The sequence below is a fragment of the Labrys sp. LIt4 genome (assembly GCF_017813775.1).
Taxonomy (GTDB): domain Bacteria; phylum Pseudomonadota; class Alphaproteobacteria; order Rhizobiales; family Labraceae; genus Labrys; species Labrys okinawensis_A.
Map to the genome: position 1 here is coordinate 1 of NZ_JAGIPY010000024.1, position 17,558 is coordinate 17,558.

Sequence of the window (17,558 nt, forward strand, 5' to 3'; positions counted from 1 at the left end):
CCCGGCCTCGACATCCGCCAGATGTTCGGCCAGGTCCGGGCCGATGTCGACCAGTCGACCCAGGGCGGCCAGACCCCCTGGGTGAACGAAGCCATCATCGGCTCCTTCGCCATGGCCGGAAAAGTGGAAACGCCGCAGCCGGTCAAGGCAATAGAGGTCGAACCTCAAGCTGCTGCTCAGCCAGCGCCCCAGCCGGTCGTGGAGCCCCAGGCGCAGCCCGAGCTACAGCAGCAGGCGGCGGTCGAGCCGGTAGAACCCACGCCTGCGCCCCGCAACAACCAGGTTGAATTCATTTTGCCGGATTCAGGCACCAGGCGATTGAACTGGAACGATATTTCGGGCCTGTCCGGACAGCAATTGCGCCTGGCCCGCAACGAAATCTATGCGCGCCGCGGCCGCTATATGAAGGACACGCAATTGCGCGCCTATTTTTCCCAATTCTCCTGGTACCGCCCCTGGACCTGGAATGTCGAACTCAGCGCCGTCGAGAAAGCCAATGTCGCTCTGATCCAGCGCGCCGAGGCTGGTCAATGAGAAGTGTCATGCGTGCCGGAATGCTGGCCTTCGGGCTGTCGACAACGCTCGTGTCGACGGCGATGGCCGACCCGGCCTTGGATGTCCTCGTGGCGGCCTATCCCGACTTCATTGCGGGCTACGACGCCAAGGATCTCATCCTTAAGAATGGCCAGCACATCGCGCTTTCCGACGGCGCCGCCGACAAGACGCCGCAACAGCGCATCGAGAAGGCGGATATCCGGGACATGTTCGTCATGCCCTATACGCTCGGGGCCGGTTACAAGCGGCCGGCCACGCCGGCAGACGATCCCGGCCGCGCGCGCAACCAGGCGCTGTTCGATGCCATGTACGGGGATTGCACGAAAGGCCAGGTCAAGCTCAAGACCATCCAGTGGCTTCCCCGCTTGGGCGGCGGTTCGCTGCGGGTAACCACCGCCAACGGCGTTGCCGATCGGCTGGAAGCCGTCTCGCGCGACCTCGAAGCCCTGCCGGCCAAATTTCATGTCTATCTCAAGCCTTCGGCTGGTACTTTCAACTGCCGCGTGATCGCCGGCACGTCACGCATGAGCATGCATGCCTATGCTGCGGCGATCGACATCAATGTGAAGTTCACCGATTATTGGCGCTGGGGCGGGGCCAAGAAAGAGACGGACAAGGTTTCCTACAAGAACCGCATCCCGATGGAGATTGTCGAGGTTTTCGAAAAGCACGGTTTCATCTGGGGTGGGAAATGGTACCACTACGACACCATGCATTTCGAATACAGGCCTGAAATCATATCGTTGGCAAAGAATTCCAAGTGATTGATTGATGAAGCGTCTGATGTTGTTGCGGCACGCTAAGTCGGACTATCCCGCCGGCGTTTCCGATCACGAGCGCCCCCTTGCGCCGCGGGGGCAGCGTGACGCCCCACGCATGGGACGGGAGATCGCACGCCGCGGCCTGTTGCCCGATCATGTGGTCGTCTCGACTGCTCGCCGCACACGCGAGACGCTAGCCTTGATCGAAGGTAGCCTGCGGCCGCATACGCTGCATTTCGAACGGGCGATCTACGAGGCGCCGCCGGAAACGATATTGCGCGTGATCCGGGCGGTGACGCCCGACGTGCAGACGCTACTGGTCGTCGGGCATAATCCCGGCTTGGAACAGATCGCGGCCTTCCTCACGCGGGGCGCGGGGACGGCAGCCGACCCGCTCAGCGGCAAATTTCCTACGGCCGCGCTTGCCGTTCTCGACTTCGAGCTCGATGATTGGGCCGGGATTGCCGGCCACCAGGCCACGCTGGCCTTGTTCCTTTCGCCGAAGATGCTGGATCGCTAGAGCGGTTGCGATTTGACGGAACATAGAGTTGGAGAAAGTGCGGTCTGGAGAAGCTGCGCTTTGCTCTAGAGCAAATTCTCGCCTGATTTTCTTGCAAATGCAGGAGATTGGAAGGAGAAGCTTATGCGATTGATCGGGAACCTGATCTGGTTCGTCTTCGGGGGCGTCGTTCTTGGCATCGCCTGGTTTCTGCTCGGCCTGCTTGCCTTCATCACCATCGTCGGCATTCCGTGGGGACGGGCTTGCCTAACGATCTCGAATTTCTGCTTCTTTCCGTTCGGGCGCGAGGCGATCAGCCGGCGCGAACTCTATCAGAGGGACGATATCGGTACCGGCGGCCTCGGCCTGATCGGCAATGTGATCTGGTTCGTCTTCGCCGGCCTTTGGCTGGCGATCGGCCATGTCTGCTCGGCGCTTTTCTGCTTCATCACCATCATTGGCATTCCCTTCGGCATCCAGCATCTCAAGCTTGCCGGCATCGCCATTGCCCCGATCGGGCAGACCATCGTCTCCAGGGAGGTGGCCGAGGCAGCTCGGCAAAACAGCGCGCAAGCGCGCGTCGAGACACTGAGACGCCGATAAACAGGCAATGCCGATAATGCGCTGGATGACAGCGTGTTAGTCGAACTCTTTCAGGAATTGGCTCACGCGTGCCAAGCCCTCGCGCAGGACGGTGCTGGCATTGGCATAGCCGATGCGCAGATATCCCTCCATGTCCATGGCGCTGCCAGGCGTGAACAGCACGCCGGTGCGCTCCAGCAGGCGGATGCAGAAGGCTTCCGAAGCGATGGGGAGGTCGTATTTCAGGAGGGCCGTGGTGCCTGAGCGAGGCTTGATATAGCTGATCCGCGGCTCGTCCCTGATCCAGGCATCGAGAATGGCGAGATTGCCGCGCACGATCGAGCGGCTGCGTGCCAGGACCTTGTCGCGATTTTCCAGCGCCATGGTGGCGAAATGATCGTCGATCATGCCGACGCTGATGGTGTTGTAGTCGCGATGGACGGAAACGGCGTGGATCAGATCCATGGGCCCTGCGATCCAGCCCAGGCGCAGGCCCGCGAGCGAATAAGCCTTGGACATGCTGGCGGTGCTGATGCCCTTTTCGTAGAGATCGGCCATGGAGGCGGTGAAGCCCTCGCCCTCCTGGTCGATGCCGCGATAGACCTCGTCGCACAGCACATAGGCGCCGCAGGCGCGGGCGATGGCGGCGATCTCTCTCAAAAAGGCTTCGTCCATCAGAGCGCCGGTGGGATTGTTGGGGTTGTTGATGGCGATCAGCTTGGTGCCGGGGAGGGCGAGGCGGCGCAATTCTTCGAGATCGGGAAGGAAGCCGTTCTCCTCGCGCAGTTTCAGGATCTGTACGTCGGCGCCGTAACTGGCGGGGATCGAGTAATGCTGCTGATAGGTCGGCAGCACCGAAATTACGCGGTCGCCCGGGTCGACCAGGGTCTCATGCACCAGGGCATTGGCCCCAATGGCGCCATGGGCCACCACGATGTTCTCGATCTTCTGCCTGGCATAGGTCGCCGCGATGGCGGCACGCAGCCGATCGCTCCCCTCGATGGCACCATAGGTCATCTTCATCGCGAGCAGGTCTTCGAGGGCGCTGCGGGGCTTGCCTGCGATCTCGAGCAATTGCGCGATTGTCAGCGACTCGACGCAGGTCTCCGCCAGATTGTGTGAACAATGGTTCTCATACCCGTTCATCCAAATCTCGACGCCGAAATTGCGAATTTTCATGCCGATTGCCGTCCTGCCTGTTGCGCATTATATTGCTCATTCATATGTGCATTATATTGCGCAGTCAAGGAACGAGATGAAATGGCGGATGTGCTCGTCCATGTCGGGGCCAATGTCAGACGCCTGCGCGCGGCGGCAGGATTGAGCCAGGCGGCTCTCGCGGAAGCCAGCGGCCTCAGCCGGCGGCTGATCGTGGCTGTGGAGGCCGGGGACGCCAATATCTCCCTGGCCAATCTCGACCGGCTGGCCGGTGTCCTCGGCGTGGATTTTGGAACCATTGTCCGCGATCCGGGCCAGGCCGGCAATCAGCGCGTCGACCAGCTCGGCTGGCGTGGGATGCATCCCGACAGCCGCGCCGCTTTCCTGGGGGCTGCTCCGGCGCGAAACACTGCGGAGCTCTGGATCTGGAGCCTCGGCGCCGGCGATCGCTATGACGCGCTACCGGACGCCGAAGGCTGGCGCGAAATACTCTACGTCGTCGAAGGCGTGCTGATCGTCGAGACGGCCGGCGGCGGCAAGGTCGTCACGACAGGCGATTTCCTGATCTTCGACAGTTCGCAATCCTACAGCTACGTCAATGCGGGGCAGGGCGTCGTGCGCTTCGTGCGTAATGTGGTGTCGTGACGGAAGCGAAGAGGCGGACGAGACGTCGGCGGTCCCAGCCGCGGAGGTTCCTGCGCAAACCTTGTTCGGTTCACGAGGGTAGCGCCGAGACGGGGACCGCGGACGTCTCGTCGGCCTCTTCGCCTCTGACGGTTGTCGTCGCGGGTTTCAGGACGAGTGCTGGAATTTTGCCGCGCTTGCCCTTAAGTGATGCGGACCATGCCGCCACAAGCCTCCTCCTGGATGTCCGTGTTCGACGAAGCGCTGATCGCGGCCAAGAGCCTGGCGGGCTTCGCGGCGTCGAGCTTCAATCCGACCGTCCGGCTTGGCGTCACCGGCCTTTCGCGCGCCGGCAAGACCGTGTTCATCACCGCTCTGGTGCAGGCCCTGGTCGAGGGAGGCCGCCTGCCGGTGTTCCGTGCGCAGGCCGAGGGACGCATTGCCGGCTCCTCCCTGTCGCCGCAGCCGGACGACACCGTGCCGCGTTTCGACTACGAAGCCCATCTGGCGGATCTGGCTGGCCCGGCGCGGCGCTGGCCCGATTCGACGCGCCAGATCTCGGAACTGCGTCTGGTCATCGATTTCCAGTCCAACCGGCGCTTTGCCGCCGGCATGTCGCGTCTCACCCTCGACATCGTCGACTATCCCGGCGAATGGCTGCTCGATCTGCCGTTGCTCAATATGAGCTATGCCGAATGGTCGGCGCAGACGATTGCCGCCAGCCGCGAGGGATCGCGCCTGGCCATTGCCGGCCCTTGGCACGAAATACTGGCCAGGCTCGATCCGGCGGCCCCGGAGAACGAGACTTTGGCGCGCGAGGCGGCGGCCTTGTTCACCGCCTATCTCAAAGCCGGGCGCGACGAGCGCTTCGCGCTCTCGACCCTGCCGCCGGGGCGCTTCCTGCTGCCGGGCGATCTAGACGGTTCGCCGGCCCTGACCTTCGCGCCGCTTGATCTCTCCAGGGCCGGGGAGGTCAAGGCCGGCTCTCTCCATGCCATGATGGAGCGACGTTTCGAGGCCTATAAGCACAAGATCGTGCGCCCCTTCTTCACGCATCATTTCGCCCGGCTCGACCGCCAGATCGTGCTGGTCGACGCGTTGTCCGCCCTCAATGCCGGCCCCCAGGCCGTGCATGATCTCGAGACTGCCCTGACGTCGGTGCTGTCGGCCTTCCGGGTGGGCGCGAACAACTGGTGGTCGGCGATCTTCCGGCCGCGCATCCAGAAGATCCTGTTCGCCGCGACCAAGGCCGACCATCTCCATCACACCAGCCATGACCGGCTCGAGGCGATCCTGCGCAAGATGGCGGATGGCGCCATCGGCCGGGCCGCCTTTTCGGGGGCCAGCGTGGATGTGGTGGCACTCGCCTCCATTCGCGCCACCAGGGAGGCCAGCGTCAAGCAGGGGCGCGAGAACCTGCCCTGCATCATCGGTACGCCCATGGCCGGCGAGCGCTCGGCCGACGAGGTTTTCGATGGCGAGGCCGAGATCGCCGTGTTCCCGGGCGAACTGCCCGAAGACCCCAATGCCGTGTTCTCGGGGGGCGGCTTCAACGGTCTCGAAAACCTCCGGGAAGGCGGGGTCGACTACCGTTTCATCCGCTTCCGGCCGCCGAGGCTGGAAGACGGCCAGATCTTTCCCCATATTCGCCTGGACCGGGCACTCGAATTCCTGATCGGTGACAAACTGGCGTGAGTGAATAATGACGGAACCCCGCAAGCCGCGCGCCTTCCGCCTCGACGACCCCAATGTGGTGATGGCCGACACGCCGGTTGCGGCTGCGATGCGGCGCGGCCATGTCGTGGTGACGCCCGAACCGGAAATTTTCGAGGAGGTGGCTGCCGAACCCGTCCCGCAACGGCCGCACCGTTCGCGCTGGGGCACCTTGTTCTGGTCGGCGGTGGGCGGGCTCGTGTCCCTGACTATCGGCCTTTCTCTTACCAAGCTGATCGACGACCTCTTTTCCTATGCCGGCTGGCTCGGCTGGCTCGGCGCTGGCCTCGCCGGGCTGGCGGCGTTGGCTTTCGCGGTCATCGCCATCCGCGAGATCACCGGCTTGATGCGGCTGTCGCGCATCGAGCATCTGCACGACAGGGCGCTGCTGGCCATTGCCAAGGATGACCGCGACGCGGCACGCGGGCTGTCGCGCGATCTCGTCAAGCTCTATGCCGCCAATCCGCGCATGGCCAGGGCCCGCGCGGCAGTGGAGGCGGCGGCCGGCGATATCGTCGACGGTGCGGACCTGATCAGGGTCACAGAGCGCGAACTGATGGGACCGCTCGATGCGGAGGCCCAGCGGATCATTGCCGATGCGGCCAAGCGGGTGTCGCTGGTCACCGCTGTCAGCCCGCGCGCCGTGGTCGACATGTTTTTCGTGGGGGCGGAGACGCTACGCGTGATCCGGCGGCTCGCGACCCTCTATGGGGGGCGGCCGGGCGGGCTGGGCATGATGCGCCTCCTGCGCCATGCCCTCGGCAATCTTGCCGTCACCGGCGGGATGGCCGCCGGCGATTCCCTGATCAGCCAAGCTCTCGGCCATGGCCTGGCCTCGCGCATATCGGCCAAGCTTGGGGAAGGCGTCCTGAACGGCATCCTGACGGCACGCCTCGGGCTTGCGGCCATGATGGCCTCCCGGCCGATGCCCTTCGATGCCTTGCCGAGGCCGGGTGTGACGGACGTCGCCGGAGGCCTCATTCTAAAGAGCAAGGAGGACGCGGCCGGCTAAGCCATGTGCACAACTTTATCGTTTTCAACGAATCGGTGACAACGAAGAGCATTGTCGTAACGCGTCACTGCGACTATAGACCTCTCGCCCAGTAGCGGAGTGTTGGGATTCTTACATGACTTCATTGAGTGTAGATACCAATTATCGGCCGACTGACGACGAGCCTTTCATGAACGAGCGTCAGCGGGACTATTTCCGGCGCAAGCTCAATGCCTGGAAGCTCGACATCCTGCGCGAAGCGCAGGATACCATCGCCAATCTGCAGGCCGAGAACGAGAACCACCCCGATCTAGCCGATCGTGCCTCTTCGGAAACGGATCGTGCCATCGAACTGCGAGCCCGGGATCGCCAGCGCAAGCTGATCTCGAAGATCGATGCGGCTCTTGCCCGTATCGATGACGGCTCCTACGGTTATTGCGAAGAAACGGGCGAACCGATCTCGCTCAAACGTCTTGACGCCAGGCCGATCGCGACCTTGTCCCTGGAGGCCCAGGAACGGCATGAGCGCCGCGAGCGTGTCTATCGCGACGACTAGAGCGCCCGACGATCGCCGGGTCATTCCGGAATCGCGTGGACGCATCGAAACAGGCGAGTGAGGCAAGCGCGCGTTCAGGCATGAATGCGTTGAGCTCAAGAGATTTGTCGACTGCCGGTCTTCTCAGCTTCATCGGGCGATGGAGCTGAGAAGACCGGCATTTTTGTTTTCGGGGATGCCTGATGGCCCGCCTTGGCCCGGGCTGTTCATGCGCCATGGCGCCGCCTTGACTTTCGGCGATGGCTTAGCTGCATATGCGGCCATGGTTCTGTCCCGCCACCTCCCATTGCTGCGGCAATGCCTGGCCGCCTTGCTTGCCCTTGGGCTGCTGCTCAATGGCATGGGTGGTTCGCTGGCAAGCGAGGAGAACCGGGGAGGCACCGCGACCGTCGTCATCGCCGGCACGATCGTGACGGTCTGCCAGTTGGGTGATGCAGACGCTGGCGGCAAGGTCCATGGCGGCCACTCCTGTGACCAATGCGCACTCCGTCTGGCGCCGGTGCTGCCGCAGGCCCTTGCGGTCGCCAGCATCATCCGCTTCCCGCAGATCGTCAGGCGCCGCCCCCCACAGGGCTTTTTCGCGGCAATCCGGCAGGACCACAGGCCTGTCTGGCCACGCGGACCGCCGATAGGCTGAACGGTTCATCGCTTTCGCCCGCCCTTCTCTGCAGCCTGTGCAGGGCTGCTCGATTCCGTTCAGGTATTCCCCATGAAACTCGCTCCATTTTTCGGCGCTCTCGCGCTTTCCTCCGCGCTCGCTTTTCCCGCGCTCGCCCATGACTACAAGGCCGGCACGCTCCAGATCGCCCATCCCTGGACCCGGGCCACGCCGCAGGGGGCTCCGGTGGCAGGCGGCTACACCATCATCGAGAATACGGGCGATCAGCCCGACAAGCTGATCGGCGGCAGTTTCTCGGTATCCTCCGGTTTTTCGATCCACCAGATGTCGAACCAGGACGGCGTCATGAAGATGGCGCCCGTCGAAGGTGGACTGGAAATTCCTGCTCACGGCAAGGTTGAACTCAGCCCGTCATCCTTCCATCTGATGTTCACGGGGCTCAAGCAGCAGCTCAAGCCCAACCAGTCCATCGACGGCACGCTCGTATTCGAGAAAGCCGGGGCGGTGCCGGTGAAATTCAAGGTCGAGGCCATCGGCGCCAAGCAGCCTGCGCAGGCTGACCACAGCAACCATTGAGATGGGAGGCGTCCATGGCCCTCAAATCCAATCGTCTGCAACTGGTGGTTCTCGTTGCGTTGCTCGCCGTGCTGGCGGCGGCCGGCGTGCTCGCCCTGCAGAGCATGGGCGGCAAGCCGACGGCCCAGTCCAGCTTTATCGGCGGTGATTTCAGCCTGACCAATCAGGATGGCAAGCCGGTGACCCAGGCCACTTTCCTGGGCAAGCCGACGGCCTATTTCTTCGGCTACACCAATTGTCCGGATGCCTGCCCGACCACGCTGACCGACATGACCGACCGCCTCAAGGCGCTCGGGCCTGACGGAGACAAGTTCAACGTCGTGTTCGTCTCGGTGGACCCGGCACGCGATACGCCGCAACTGCTCAAGACCTATCTGGAAAGCTTCGATCCGCGCATCACCGCCGCCACCGGCACGCCCGAGCAGGTGGCCGACATCATCAAGAAATTCCGCGTCTACGCCAAGAAGGTCGGGGAGGGGGACGGCTACACCTTCGATCATTCCACGGCGGTCTACATGATGAACGCCAAGGGCGAACTGGTGACGCTGATCGACTACCAGGCGCCCCGTGAGGAGGCGCTGGAAAAGATGCGCCGCGCGCTCACCTCGTGAACAGGCTCGTCTGGTTCGGTCTGGCCGCGGCACTCGGTGGTGTTGCGGTCGGGACTTTCATTGCCTTGCGTTCCGTCGGCGAGGTCGCGCCGCCTCCACCGCCTGCGCAAGCCGTTGCCGACATCCGCCCACCGGACGCAACCTTCGACCCGGTGTTCGAACCTTGCGCCCACTGCCACCAGATCGGGCGCGGCGCGCGCTCGGCGACGGGGCCGATCCTGCAGGGGCTTGCAGGCCGCAAGGCCGGCACGCTGCAGGGCTATCCTTTCTCGCCGGCCATGCGGGCGAGCGGGTTGACCTGGGACGCCGCAACGCTCGACCGCTTCATCGCCGCGCCGCAGGCCGTGGTGCCGGGCACCCGCATGATCTATCCCGGAATGGAGGATGCCGACCGGCGCAAGGCCCTGGTCGAGTTCATTCTGAAAGCCGGCTCGGGCTCCTGAGGGCTCGATCCGTAAATCGATTCACCAAATGGTTGCATTCGAACCAGCCCCTTGCGCGATGGGCGTGCAGACGCCATCATCATGGACGGGGCTGGTCGTCCCTCGTCGGGATTCTCCCCCAAGATCAAGACGCTGCAGGCGCACGTTCAGTCTGAGGAGAGTACCCATGACCGTTGCACAGATCCTGAAGGGCAAGGGCCGCGACATCGTCACTCTGTCGCCGGACGCCACCATTGCCGACGCTTCGCGGACGCTCGCCGAAAAGCGCATCGGCGCGGTGTTGATCACCAACAAGAACGGCAGCATCGCCGGCATCCTGTCGGAGCGCGATATCGTTCGCGCGTTGGCCAAGGCTTCGGCCGAAGGGTTCGAACATCCTGTCTCCAAGCATATGACGGCCAAGGTCGAGACCGTTCACGAGCAGGACACCATTCCCCACATCATGGAAAGGATGACTTCCGGCAAGTTCCGCCACATGCCGGTGGTCGAAAATGGCCTGCCGGTCGGCATCGTCTCGATCGGCGACGTGGTGAAGTTCCGCCTGGCCGAAATGGAGGCGGAGGCCAAGGCGATGCGAGAATATATTACGGCCTGACCTTAAAGTATTTTGTGATCCGGCGGAGGTGGCTTGCCCCGGCATCGCTCACGCGACCTTTTTCGGAAGGAGAGGCTGGCTCAGGCTCTCCCTCATGATTTCGCTCAGTCGATCCGTGGCGGCGTTGTGCTGCGCCTGCGTGCGGTGCAGCAGCAGCGGCAGCATCGGCAGCCGCGTCGGCAGCCCGCTTTCCTCGCCGAGCGCGGCAAGATGGCCCGGCAGCCCGATCTCGGTGCGCAGGGTCACGCCCAGCCCACTCGAAATGGCCGCCCATAGACCGGCCAGACTGGTGCTCGTCACCGCGATACGCCAGGCAATGCCGGCACGGTCCAGCGTTTCGGTCGCGACGCTGCGGAAGAGGCATGGGGCTTCGAACATCACCAGCGGCAATGGTTCATCCGGCTGTGGCTGCCGATCGCCGGGGCGCTGCCCGGGCAGGCCGCCGCGGGGGCCGATCCAACGCATGGCGATATCGGCGAGATGCTCGCCGGCCATGGCCGCCGGAGCCTCTCTTGTTTGGTCTCCCCAGGCGATGGCGAGGTCGAGCTCGGCACTGGCGATCCGTTTCAGCAGGTCGGCGTTGCGGGCAAGCCGGGTTTCGATGCGTGTCTTCGGGTGGGCGCGTGCGAAGCGCCCGAGGATTTGCGGCAGCAGCGTTTCTCCCAGATCCTCCTGCACGCCGAAGCGGACATGGCCGGCAAGATCGGCCCCGCTCAGAGCGGATACCGCTTCGTCGTTGAGAGCCAGCAGGCGGCGCGCATAGGTCAGCAGCGTTTCGCCCGCCTCGGTCAGGGCCAGGCCGCGACCGGCCCGGCGGAACAGGGCGGTTCCAGCCTGTTCTTCCAGCTTCTTGAGCTGGGCGCTCACGGCGGAGGTCGAGCGGCCGAGATGGTCCGCGGCGCGGGCATAGCTGCCCAGTTCCATGCCGGTGACGAAGCTGCGCAGGACGTCGATATCGAAATTGACCAGACGCATGAGAATTATCCCGTTTTTCAGGATTATATATCAAATATTTCCTGATTTTCAGGATGAATATGCGGTGACATGATGATCTGGTCAAGGCAGCAGGCCTTGCAGTCGAGGACATCACTCATGCCTTTCGCCCGCATTTCGCTCCGCAAGGGAAAATCTCCCGATTATCTCCGCGCCCTGTCGGACAATCTGCATCGCGCCCTGGTCGAAGCCTTCGAGGTTCCCCCGGCCGACCGTTTCCAGGTCATCGAACAGCTCGATCCGGAGGCGCTGGTCTACGACCGCGGCTATTTCAGCGGCGAGCGTTCCGATGATTTCGTGCTCATCGCCATCACGGCCGGGCGTCCGCGTAGCACGGCGGTGAAGCAGCAATTCTACCGGCGCGTGGTGGAACTGCTCGGGCAGGCGCCGGGCCTTCGCCCCGACGATGTCATGGTCGTCGTCACCACCACCGAACGCGACGGCTGGTCCTTCAGCAATGGCCTCACCCAGATGGCGGTGGAAGAGGTACCGGCATGACCGGGCCGGGCCTTCCCCGCGAGATGGCCGTAATCCGGGCCGGCGGGGCGATAGAGATGGCACCTGAGGGTATCGCATCCGCGCCTTTCCGGGTGGAACATCTGATCGCGGGAGCGCGGGATGGCGAGCCCACGGCGATGCGCGCCATGCTGGATCCGGGCGTGCGCACGCATTGGCACAGCCATCCCCTCGGACAATTGCTGCTGGCGGTGAGCGGCAGCGGCCTGGCGCAGCGGCGCAACGGCCCGCTCGTCGAACTCGATCCGGGCGACGCGGTCTGGTTCGCGCCCGGGGAGTTGCATTGGCACGGAGCTGGCCAGGTCGATGCCTTCGTCTATGTCAGCGTCCAGGCCCTGCAGAACGACCGGGCCGTCGATTGGCACGAGCCGGTATGAGGAGAGCCCCGATGGAAGCGATGCACTATGCCATCACCCTGCCGGCCGATTACGACATGGGGATCATCCGTGCCCGGGTCGCCAGCAAGGGTCCCTTGCTCGACGATTTTCCGGGGCTGGGGCTCAAGGCCTATCTGATCCGGGAAAGGGGCGTGCGCGGCTCCACAGTCAACCTCTATGCCCCCTTCTATCTCTGGGTTTCGCCCGAGGGCATGGGCCGGTTTCTCTGGGAGGGCGGAGGCTTTGCCGGCCTCGTCGCCTCTTTCGGCCGGCCGTCGGTGCGGCGCGGGGCTGGAATTTCCTGCCTGCCCGGCCCGTCATCGCTGTCCCAAGCCCGCTTCGCGACACTGCGGGAGCAGTCGATCGCGGCCGACAGCGATCCGGCGAGTGCCATCGCCGAGGCACGCGAGCAACTGGCCCTTGAAGCTGCCGGGGATGGTAGCTGCCTGTCGGCCTTGGCGGTCGATCCGACCGACTGGAAGCTGACGGTGTTTCGCCTGTGGGATCGCGAGCCGCCCGGCGAGGTGGGGACGGTTTATCAGGTGCTGCATCTGTCGAGGCCCGGCGGCGCCGGTCTGTTCGCCGCCCAATGATGCGGCTGCCGGTCCTCCGCGCCGTTGGAGGCGGGAGGCTTGCGCCGCGTGAACGGAGCTAGGCCAGCGCCGCCATGGTTTCCTTGATGTCGTCGAGGGACTTCAAGGCGGCCTCGGCGCCCATGTCGATCGCCTCGGCGGCACGATGGAAATCGAAGGGCGAGATTCGTCCGAGGCGCGGCCCGATCGAGACATCGGGGGGATCGCCGGCCAGCCGCGAGCGCGAGATGCGATCCTGGGTGATGTTGAAGGCTTCCATCATCACCGTATGGATGCCGGGGGAGTTGCGCCGCTGGCGTGCCTCGCTTGGCCGGGCGAAGCCGAAGCCGCGGCGGACCATCGAAGTGGCGGCGCCGAGGCCATTGCGCTTGCGCACGGGCACCGGCGGATCGTCCATTTCGTTCGAGGTGGCGCCGAACGTATGGATGACGCCTCCGCGGCCGGTCAACTCGCCATTGAGATTGACAGCGATCACCGCCCGGGCGCCGAGGGCGCGCGCGGCCGAGACGGGCACGGGGTTGACCAGTGCGCCGTCCATCAGCCAGCGTCCGCCGATGCGCACGGGCTCGAAAATGCCCGGCAGGGCATAGGAAGCCCGCATGGCGGTGACCAGATTGCCGCGCGTCAGCCAGATTTCATGGCCCGGGCCGATTTCGGTGGCGATCGCCACGAAGGGAATGCGCAAATTCTCGATCTGCATGCCATCGAGCCCGTTCTGCAGGAGGAGGGCCAGCTTGGTGCCGGACATCAGCCCGCTGCCCCCGAAATTGAGATCGAGAAAATTGAGAACACGGCGCTTGGTGAGACTGCGGGCCCACTCCTCGATGTCGTCGAGCCTGCCGGCAATATAGCAGCCGCCGACCACCGCTCCGATCGAGGTGCCCGCGATGACGTCGACGTCGTAGCCTGCTTCGACCAGCACGCGGATCACGCCGATATGGGCAAATCCCCGCGCGGCGCCCCCGCCCAGAGCAAGACCCAGAACTGGGCGCGGCGGCTTGACAACTTCGTCCTGCGGAGGCGGAGGCAATTCCGCCACGTTACCCTGACCTCGCCACGGCAAACTCTGAAACATGATGCATTCCTGACCCGAGAAATACGCCACTGGACCCAATAAGAAAATATGGGCAATCCATCCGGATAGAACAGGGATGGAACCCTCAATGGCGCTACAATAGCACGTGATCGGACGATTTGCCCTGTATCATAAGGTCTACGACTTGCTCCGAATCAGGCACTTTCGGTAAGTCAACCGCATGGATGAGATGGACGATCCGCCGGAAGGCGATGGAGTCAGGACGGTCAATCTGCGCGAGGAGCTCGAGCAGCGCTACCTTGCCTATGCGCTCTCGACGATCACGCAACGAGCCTTGCCGGATGCGCGCGATGGCTTGAAGCCGGTGCATCGGCGCATCCTGCACGCCATGCGCCTGCTGCGCCTGGATCCCGACCAGGCCTTCAAGAAGTGCGCCCGCGTGGTCGGCGACGTCATCGGTAAGTTTCACCCGCATGGCGACCAGGCGGTCTACGACGCGCTGGTGCGCCTGGCGCAGGATTTCGCCCAGCGCTATCCGCTGGTGGATGGGCAGGGCAATTTCGGCAATATCGACGGCGACAATGCCGCGGCCTACCGCTACACCGAGGCGCGGCTGACCGAGGTGGCCACGCTGATCCTGGAAGGGATCAACGAGGACGCTGTCGATTTCCGCCCGACCTATAATGGCGAGGACGAGGAGCCGGTGGTAATGCCCGGCGCCTTCCCGAATCTGCTCGCCAATGGCGTGCAGGGCATCGCAGTCGGCATGGCGACCTCGATTCCCCCGCACAATGCCTATGAGCTCTGCCAGGCAGCCTTGCATCTGATCGAGAACCCCAAGGCCTCGACGTCGGATCTGCTGCAATTCGTCAAAGGCCCCGATTTTCCCACCGGCGGTATCTGCGTGGAGAGCGCCGGCTCGATCGAGGAAAGCTACCGCACCGGCCGCGGCGGTTTCCGGGTGCGGGCGCGCTGGCACAAGGAAGATCTCGGGCGCGGCACCTGGGTGATCGTGATCACCGAGATTCCGTGGGCGGTGCAGAAGGGTCGCCTGATCGAGAAGCTGGCCGAGCTTCTTGAAGAGCGCAAGCTGCCGCTGGTGGGCGACGTCCGCGACGAATCGGCCGAGGACGTGCGCATCGTCATCGAGCCGAAGTCGCGCAATGTCGACGAGGCCGTGCTGATGGAATCGCTGTTCAAGCTCTCGGAGCTCGAAAGCCGCATTCCGCTCAACATGAACGTGCTGGTCGACGGCCAAGTGCCGCGCGTTCTCTCCCTCGGCGAGGCGCTGCAGCAATGGCTTGGGCATCGCCGCGTCGTGCTGGTCCGCCGCTCAAAATACCGCCTCGCGGCCGTCGAGAAGCGCATGGAGGTGCTGGCCGGCTATATCGTCGCCTATCTCAATCTCGACGAGGTCATCCGCATCATCCGCTACGAGGATGAACCGAAGGACGAGTTGATCAAGGCCTTCGATCTGTCGGATGTGCAGGCCGAGGCGATCCTCAACATGCGCCTGCGCAATCTGCGCAAGCTCGAGGAGATGGAGCTTCGGCGCGAGCACGACGATCTCGCCAAGGAGAAGGTCGGCATCGAGAAACTGCTGGCCTCCGAGGCGCTGCAGTGGAAGACGGTGGGCTGGCAGGTCAGCGAAGTCGCCAAGAAGTTCGGCCCGGACACCCCGCTCGGAAAGCGCCGCACCGACATCGATGCGTCCAAGGCGGGCACCATCGATCTGTCGGTGGTGGCCGAGGCGATGGTCGAGCGCGAGCCGATCACCGTGATCGTGTCGGAAAAGGGCTGGATCCGCGCCCAGAAGGGGCATCTCAGCGATCTTTCGGGGCTCAGCTTCAAGGCTGACGACCGGCTCAAGCTCGGCTTCCAGACCGAGACGACGGCCAAGCTTCTCATCCTCGCCACCAATGGCAAGGTCTACACGCTGGAGGCCTCGAAGCTCCCGGGCGGCCGCAGCATGGGCGAGCCGATCCGCCTGATGGTCGATATCGACGAGGGCGCCGACGTCGTCGACGTGTTCGCCTATCAGGGCGGACGCCGGCTGCTGATCGCGGCGACCGACGGACGCGGCTTCCTGGTGCCCGAGGACGATATCCTGGCCAATACCCGCAAGGGCAAGTCGGTCCTGAATGTCGATGCGCCGACGGAAGCCAAGCTGATCGTGCCCGCCATCGGCGACACGGTCGCCGTGATCGGCGAGAACCGCAAAATGCTGATCTTCCCGCTGCACCAGATCACCGAGATGGCGCGGGGCAGGGGCGTAAGGCTGCAGAAATACAAGGATGGAGGCCTCTCCGATGCGCGCGTTTTCGACAAGGCGCAGGGATTGACCTGGAGCGATTCCTCCGACCGGACCTGGACCGTGACCGATCTGGTAGAATGGACCGGAAATCGTGCCGATGCCGGGCGTTTGCCCCCCAAGGGCTTTCCCAAGAACAACAGGTTCACGGGCAAATAAAGCTGCGCGGCTGCTCTCAAGTACTTTGCGGTTTGATTGAAGCCTGTTGGGTCGCAAAGCCTGGCATTGGAGCGCCGGATTGCCTCAGTCCAGCAGAGAGGTCACGCGATCGAGGAAACTCTCGATGTCCTCGAGGCTCGCGTCGATGGACATCGGCCTGCCTGCGGCCGGCCAGAGGCATCCGCGCGTCAGGTAGACCCCTTGCTGCTCGAACGCTTCGCCCAAACGCATCTGGATGGCATTCCAATGCCCGATGCAGCCGATCACGGTTCCCGGCCCGGCAAACACGGAACCATGCAGCGCCGAGCCATATTCGCCGATGAGAGCACAAGCCTGCGACAGCGTTGCGATCTGGTCGACCAGGCTCAGTTCCTCGGGGCGGATGATCTCGAAACCACGCCGCCTGGCTTCCTGCTCGAAGAAATCGCGCTGCGCGAAGGGGCGATTGGCCGAGAGGGCGGGACCGCCGCGTGAAAGGCACAGACGCCGGCGGGCCGCCCCCAAGGCCGGGGCCAGCGACCCGTAGAACTCACGCATATAGGGATGGAAGGTATACTCGCCGGAAAAGCAGAAGGTCGGTATCACCGCGCGCTCGAAGAGCAATCGCTCCTGCCCCGGTGCATAGCGCAGGATGGCGTCCCGGCGGACATTGCAGGCCGCCAGCAGCAACTCTTCGACCCAGACGGGCGTATCATGCGGCAGCGGGATGACCCACTCCTCGCGCAACGGCGGAAGCAACCGGCTGGCGATGGCAACACGCGGCAGGAATTCAACGAGCCAATGGCCCCAGATGGCGTGACCGGGCCCGGCCACGATAAGGGCGGGGCGGTCGACACGCCTTGCCTGAGCCCGCTCCGCGAAGCGCGATGGAAAGCCTGCATCGGCACGGGTCATGGATAAAGCGACATCGGTGGACAGATTGGCGTCGTCGACAACCTGTCCATCCTGGACGAGGATGCCGGGGCGCCAGACCTCGATGTCGCGCAGCAGGAAGCAGCCGATCGGATCGACCGTCGTTCTCGGTTTCTTCCAATGGAGATCGTAAACCCAGCCTGGCTTGCCGCCTTCACCCAGCAGATGGGCGGGGCGGGCCTTCGCTGCCTCCTGGGACGGACGAAATTCGAGAAAACCACGCCACTCCCGCGCCGCTGCTTCGGCGGAAGGCGAGGCGGCCAGGGCGGATATCGGAACCGTTGCAATACTCATGCTGGCTGCCCTCAAGGCATGGAAGGTGCTTTCGATAAGCAACTCGCGGCCAGTGATCAACATCACGTTCCGCAAGGACGAGCG

At 64.0% G+C, this 17,558-nt stretch carries 21 protein-coding genes; 17 read left to right on the forward strand and 4 right to left on the reverse strand.

Annotated elements, in window-relative coordinates; genetic code table 11:
* The 4 genes from J8I29_RS27455 to J8I29_RS27470 form a co-directional block, all read left to right on the forward strand.
* On the forward strand, window positions 1-534 hold a 534-nt coding region (locus tag J8I29_RS27455), incomplete at its 5' end, for a YARHG domain-containing protein (protein ID WP_209434094.1).
* Between the two features lie 8 nt (window positions 535-542).
* Window positions 543-1,319 carry a M15 family metallopeptidase gene (locus J8I29_RS27460; RefSeq protein ID WP_245197429.1) on the forward strand — a complete coding sequence of 259 codons (777 nt, stop codon included), beginning with the start codon at window positions 543-545 and terminating at the stop codon, window positions 1,317-1,319.
* Between the two features lie 7 nt (window positions 1,320-1,326).
* Window positions 1,327-1,836 carry a histidine phosphatase family protein gene (locus tag J8I29_RS27465; RefSeq protein ID WP_209434095.1) on the forward strand — a complete coding sequence of 170 codons (510 nt, stop codon included), beginning with the start codon at window positions 1,327-1,329 and terminating at the stop codon, window positions 1,834-1,836.
* A gap of 123 nt (window positions 1,837-1,959) precedes the next feature.
* A complete protein-coding gene (locus tag J8I29_RS27470; protein ID WP_209434096.1) occupies window positions 1,960-2,418 on the forward strand; it encodes a YccF domain-containing protein in 459 nt (152 codons plus the stop codon).
* Window positions 2,419-2,454: 36 nt separating this feature from the next.
* Here J8I29_RS27470 and J8I29_RS27475 read toward each other — a convergent pair whose 3' ends face one another.
* On the reverse strand, window positions 2,455-3,576 hold the full coding sequence (locus J8I29_RS27475; RefSeq protein WP_105862878.1) for an aminotransferase: 1,122 nt from the start codon (window positions 3,574-3,576) through the stop codon (window positions 2,455-2,457).
* A gap of 81 nt (window positions 3,577-3,657) precedes the next feature.
* Between J8I29_RS27475 and J8I29_RS27480 the strand changes: the two genes are divergently transcribed.
* The 9 genes from J8I29_RS27480 to J8I29_RS27520 all read left to right on the forward strand — a co-directional run bounded on the left by J8I29_RS27480 (window position 3,658) and on the right by J8I29_RS27520 (window position 10,283).
* Window positions 3,658-4,200 (forward strand): XRE family transcriptional regulator, encoded by a 543-nt coding sequence (locus J8I29_RS27480; protein ID WP_209434097.1) that lies wholly within the window; start codon window positions 3,658-3,660, stop codon window positions 4,198-4,200.
* Between the two features lie 198 nt (window positions 4,201-4,398).
* The gene (locus tag J8I29_RS27485) at window positions 4,399-5,874 is read left to right on the forward strand and encodes a YcjX family protein (RefSeq protein ID WP_209434098.1); all 1,476 of its coding nucleotides are present in this window, start codon (window positions 4,399-4,401) and stop codon (window positions 5,872-5,874) included.
* A 7-nt stretch (window positions 5,875-5,881) separates the two neighbouring features.
* Window positions 5,882-6,904 (forward strand): TIGR01620 family protein, encoded by a 1,023-nt coding sequence (locus J8I29_RS27490; protein WP_209434099.1) that lies wholly within the window; start codon window positions 5,882-5,884, stop codon window positions 6,902-6,904.
* Between the two features lie 115 nt (window positions 6,905-7,019).
* On the forward strand, window positions 7,020-7,439 hold the full coding sequence (gene dksA / locus J8I29_RS27495) for an RNA polymerase-binding protein DksA (RefSeq protein WP_105862881.1): 420 nt from the start codon (window positions 7,020-7,022) through the stop codon (window positions 7,437-7,439).
* Between the two features lie 262 nt (window positions 7,440-7,701).
* The gene (locus J8I29_RS27500) at window positions 7,702-8,076 is read left to right on the forward strand and encodes a hypothetical protein (protein WP_209434100.1); all 375 of its coding nucleotides are present in this window, start codon (window positions 7,702-7,704) and stop codon (window positions 8,074-8,076) included.
* Window positions 8,077-8,148: 72 nt separating this feature from the next.
* Window positions 8,149-8,634: a copper chaperone PCu(A)C gene (locus J8I29_RS27505; RefSeq protein ID WP_209434101.1), complete on the forward strand. Its 486-nt coding sequence runs from the start codon at window positions 8,149-8,151 to the stop codon at window positions 8,632-8,634.
* A 14-nt stretch (window positions 8,635-8,648) separates the two neighbouring features.
* Window positions 8,649-9,245 carry an SCO family protein gene (locus J8I29_RS27510; RefSeq protein ID WP_209434102.1) on the forward strand — a complete coding sequence of 199 codons (597 nt, stop codon included), beginning with the start codon at window positions 8,649-8,651 and terminating at the stop codon, window positions 9,243-9,245.
* Window positions 9,242-9,688: a c-type cytochrome gene (locus tag J8I29_RS27515; protein ID WP_209434103.1), complete on the forward strand. Its 447-nt coding sequence runs from the start codon at window positions 9,242-9,244 to the stop codon at window positions 9,686-9,688. Before J8I29_RS27510 ends, J8I29_RS27515 begins: the two co-directional genes overlap by 4 nt.
* A 166-nt stretch (window positions 9,689-9,854) precedes the next feature.
* Window positions 9,855-10,283, forward strand: a complete 429-nt coding sequence (locus J8I29_RS27520) for a CBS domain-containing protein (protein ID WP_105862885.1) — start codon at window positions 9,855-9,857, stop codon at window positions 10,281-10,283.
* A 48-nt stretch (window positions 10,284-10,331) separates the two neighbouring features.
* Here J8I29_RS27520 and J8I29_RS27525 read toward each other — a convergent pair whose 3' ends face one another.
* Window positions 10,332-11,258, reverse strand: a complete 927-nt coding sequence (locus tag J8I29_RS27525) for a LysR substrate-binding domain-containing protein (protein WP_209434104.1) — start codon at window positions 11,256-11,258, stop codon at window positions 10,332-10,334.
* 117 nt (window positions 11,259-11,375) lie between these two features.
* On the opposite strand from J8I29_RS27525, the gene J8I29_RS27530 reads away from it, so the two are divergent.
* From J8I29_RS27530 to J8I29_RS27540, 3 genes are read left to right on the forward strand one after another with little or no spacing between them, the layout of a single operon-like run.
* Complete coding sequence (locus tag J8I29_RS27530) at window positions 11,376-11,774, forward strand: tautomerase family protein (protein WP_209434105.1); 399 nt, start codon at window positions 11,376-11,378, stop codon at window positions 11,772-11,774.
* On the forward strand, window positions 11,771-12,169 hold the full coding sequence (locus tag J8I29_RS27535; protein ID WP_209434106.1) for a cupin domain-containing protein: 399 nt from the start codon (window positions 11,771-11,773) through the stop codon (window positions 12,167-12,169). The genes J8I29_RS27530 and J8I29_RS27535 overlap by 4 nt, the downstream gene beginning before the upstream one ends.
* An 11-nt stretch (window positions 12,170-12,180) precedes the next feature.
* On the forward strand, window positions 12,181-12,762 hold the full coding sequence (locus J8I29_RS27540; protein ID WP_209434107.1) for a DUF4865 family protein: 582 nt from the start codon (window positions 12,181-12,183) through the stop codon (window positions 12,760-12,762).
* A gap of 58 nt (window positions 12,763-12,820) precedes the next feature.
* Here J8I29_RS27540 and J8I29_RS27545 read toward each other — a convergent pair whose 3' ends face one another.
* Window positions 12,821-13,837: a patatin-like phospholipase family protein gene (locus J8I29_RS27545; protein ID WP_209434108.1), complete on the reverse strand. Its 1,017-nt coding sequence runs from the start codon at window positions 13,835-13,837 to the stop codon at window positions 12,821-12,823.
* A gap of 181 nt (window positions 13,838-14,018) precedes the next feature.
* Between J8I29_RS27545 and parC the strand changes: the two genes are divergently transcribed.
* Window positions 14,019-16,268 carry a DNA topoisomerase IV subunit A gene (parC, locus tag J8I29_RS27550; RefSeq protein WP_209434109.1) on the forward strand — a complete coding sequence of 750 codons (2,250 nt, stop codon included), beginning with the start codon at window positions 14,019-14,021 and terminating at the stop codon, window positions 16,266-16,268.
* Window positions 16,269-16,352: 84 nt separating this feature from the next.
* On the opposite strand, the gene J8I29_RS27555 is transcribed toward parC, so the two are convergent.
* Window positions 16,353-17,474 (reverse strand): glycosyltransferase family 61 protein, encoded by a 1,122-nt coding sequence (locus J8I29_RS27555; RefSeq protein WP_209434110.1) that lies wholly within the window; start codon window positions 17,472-17,474, stop codon window positions 16,353-16,355.
* Between the last annotated feature and the right edge of the window lie 84 nt (window positions 17,475-17,558).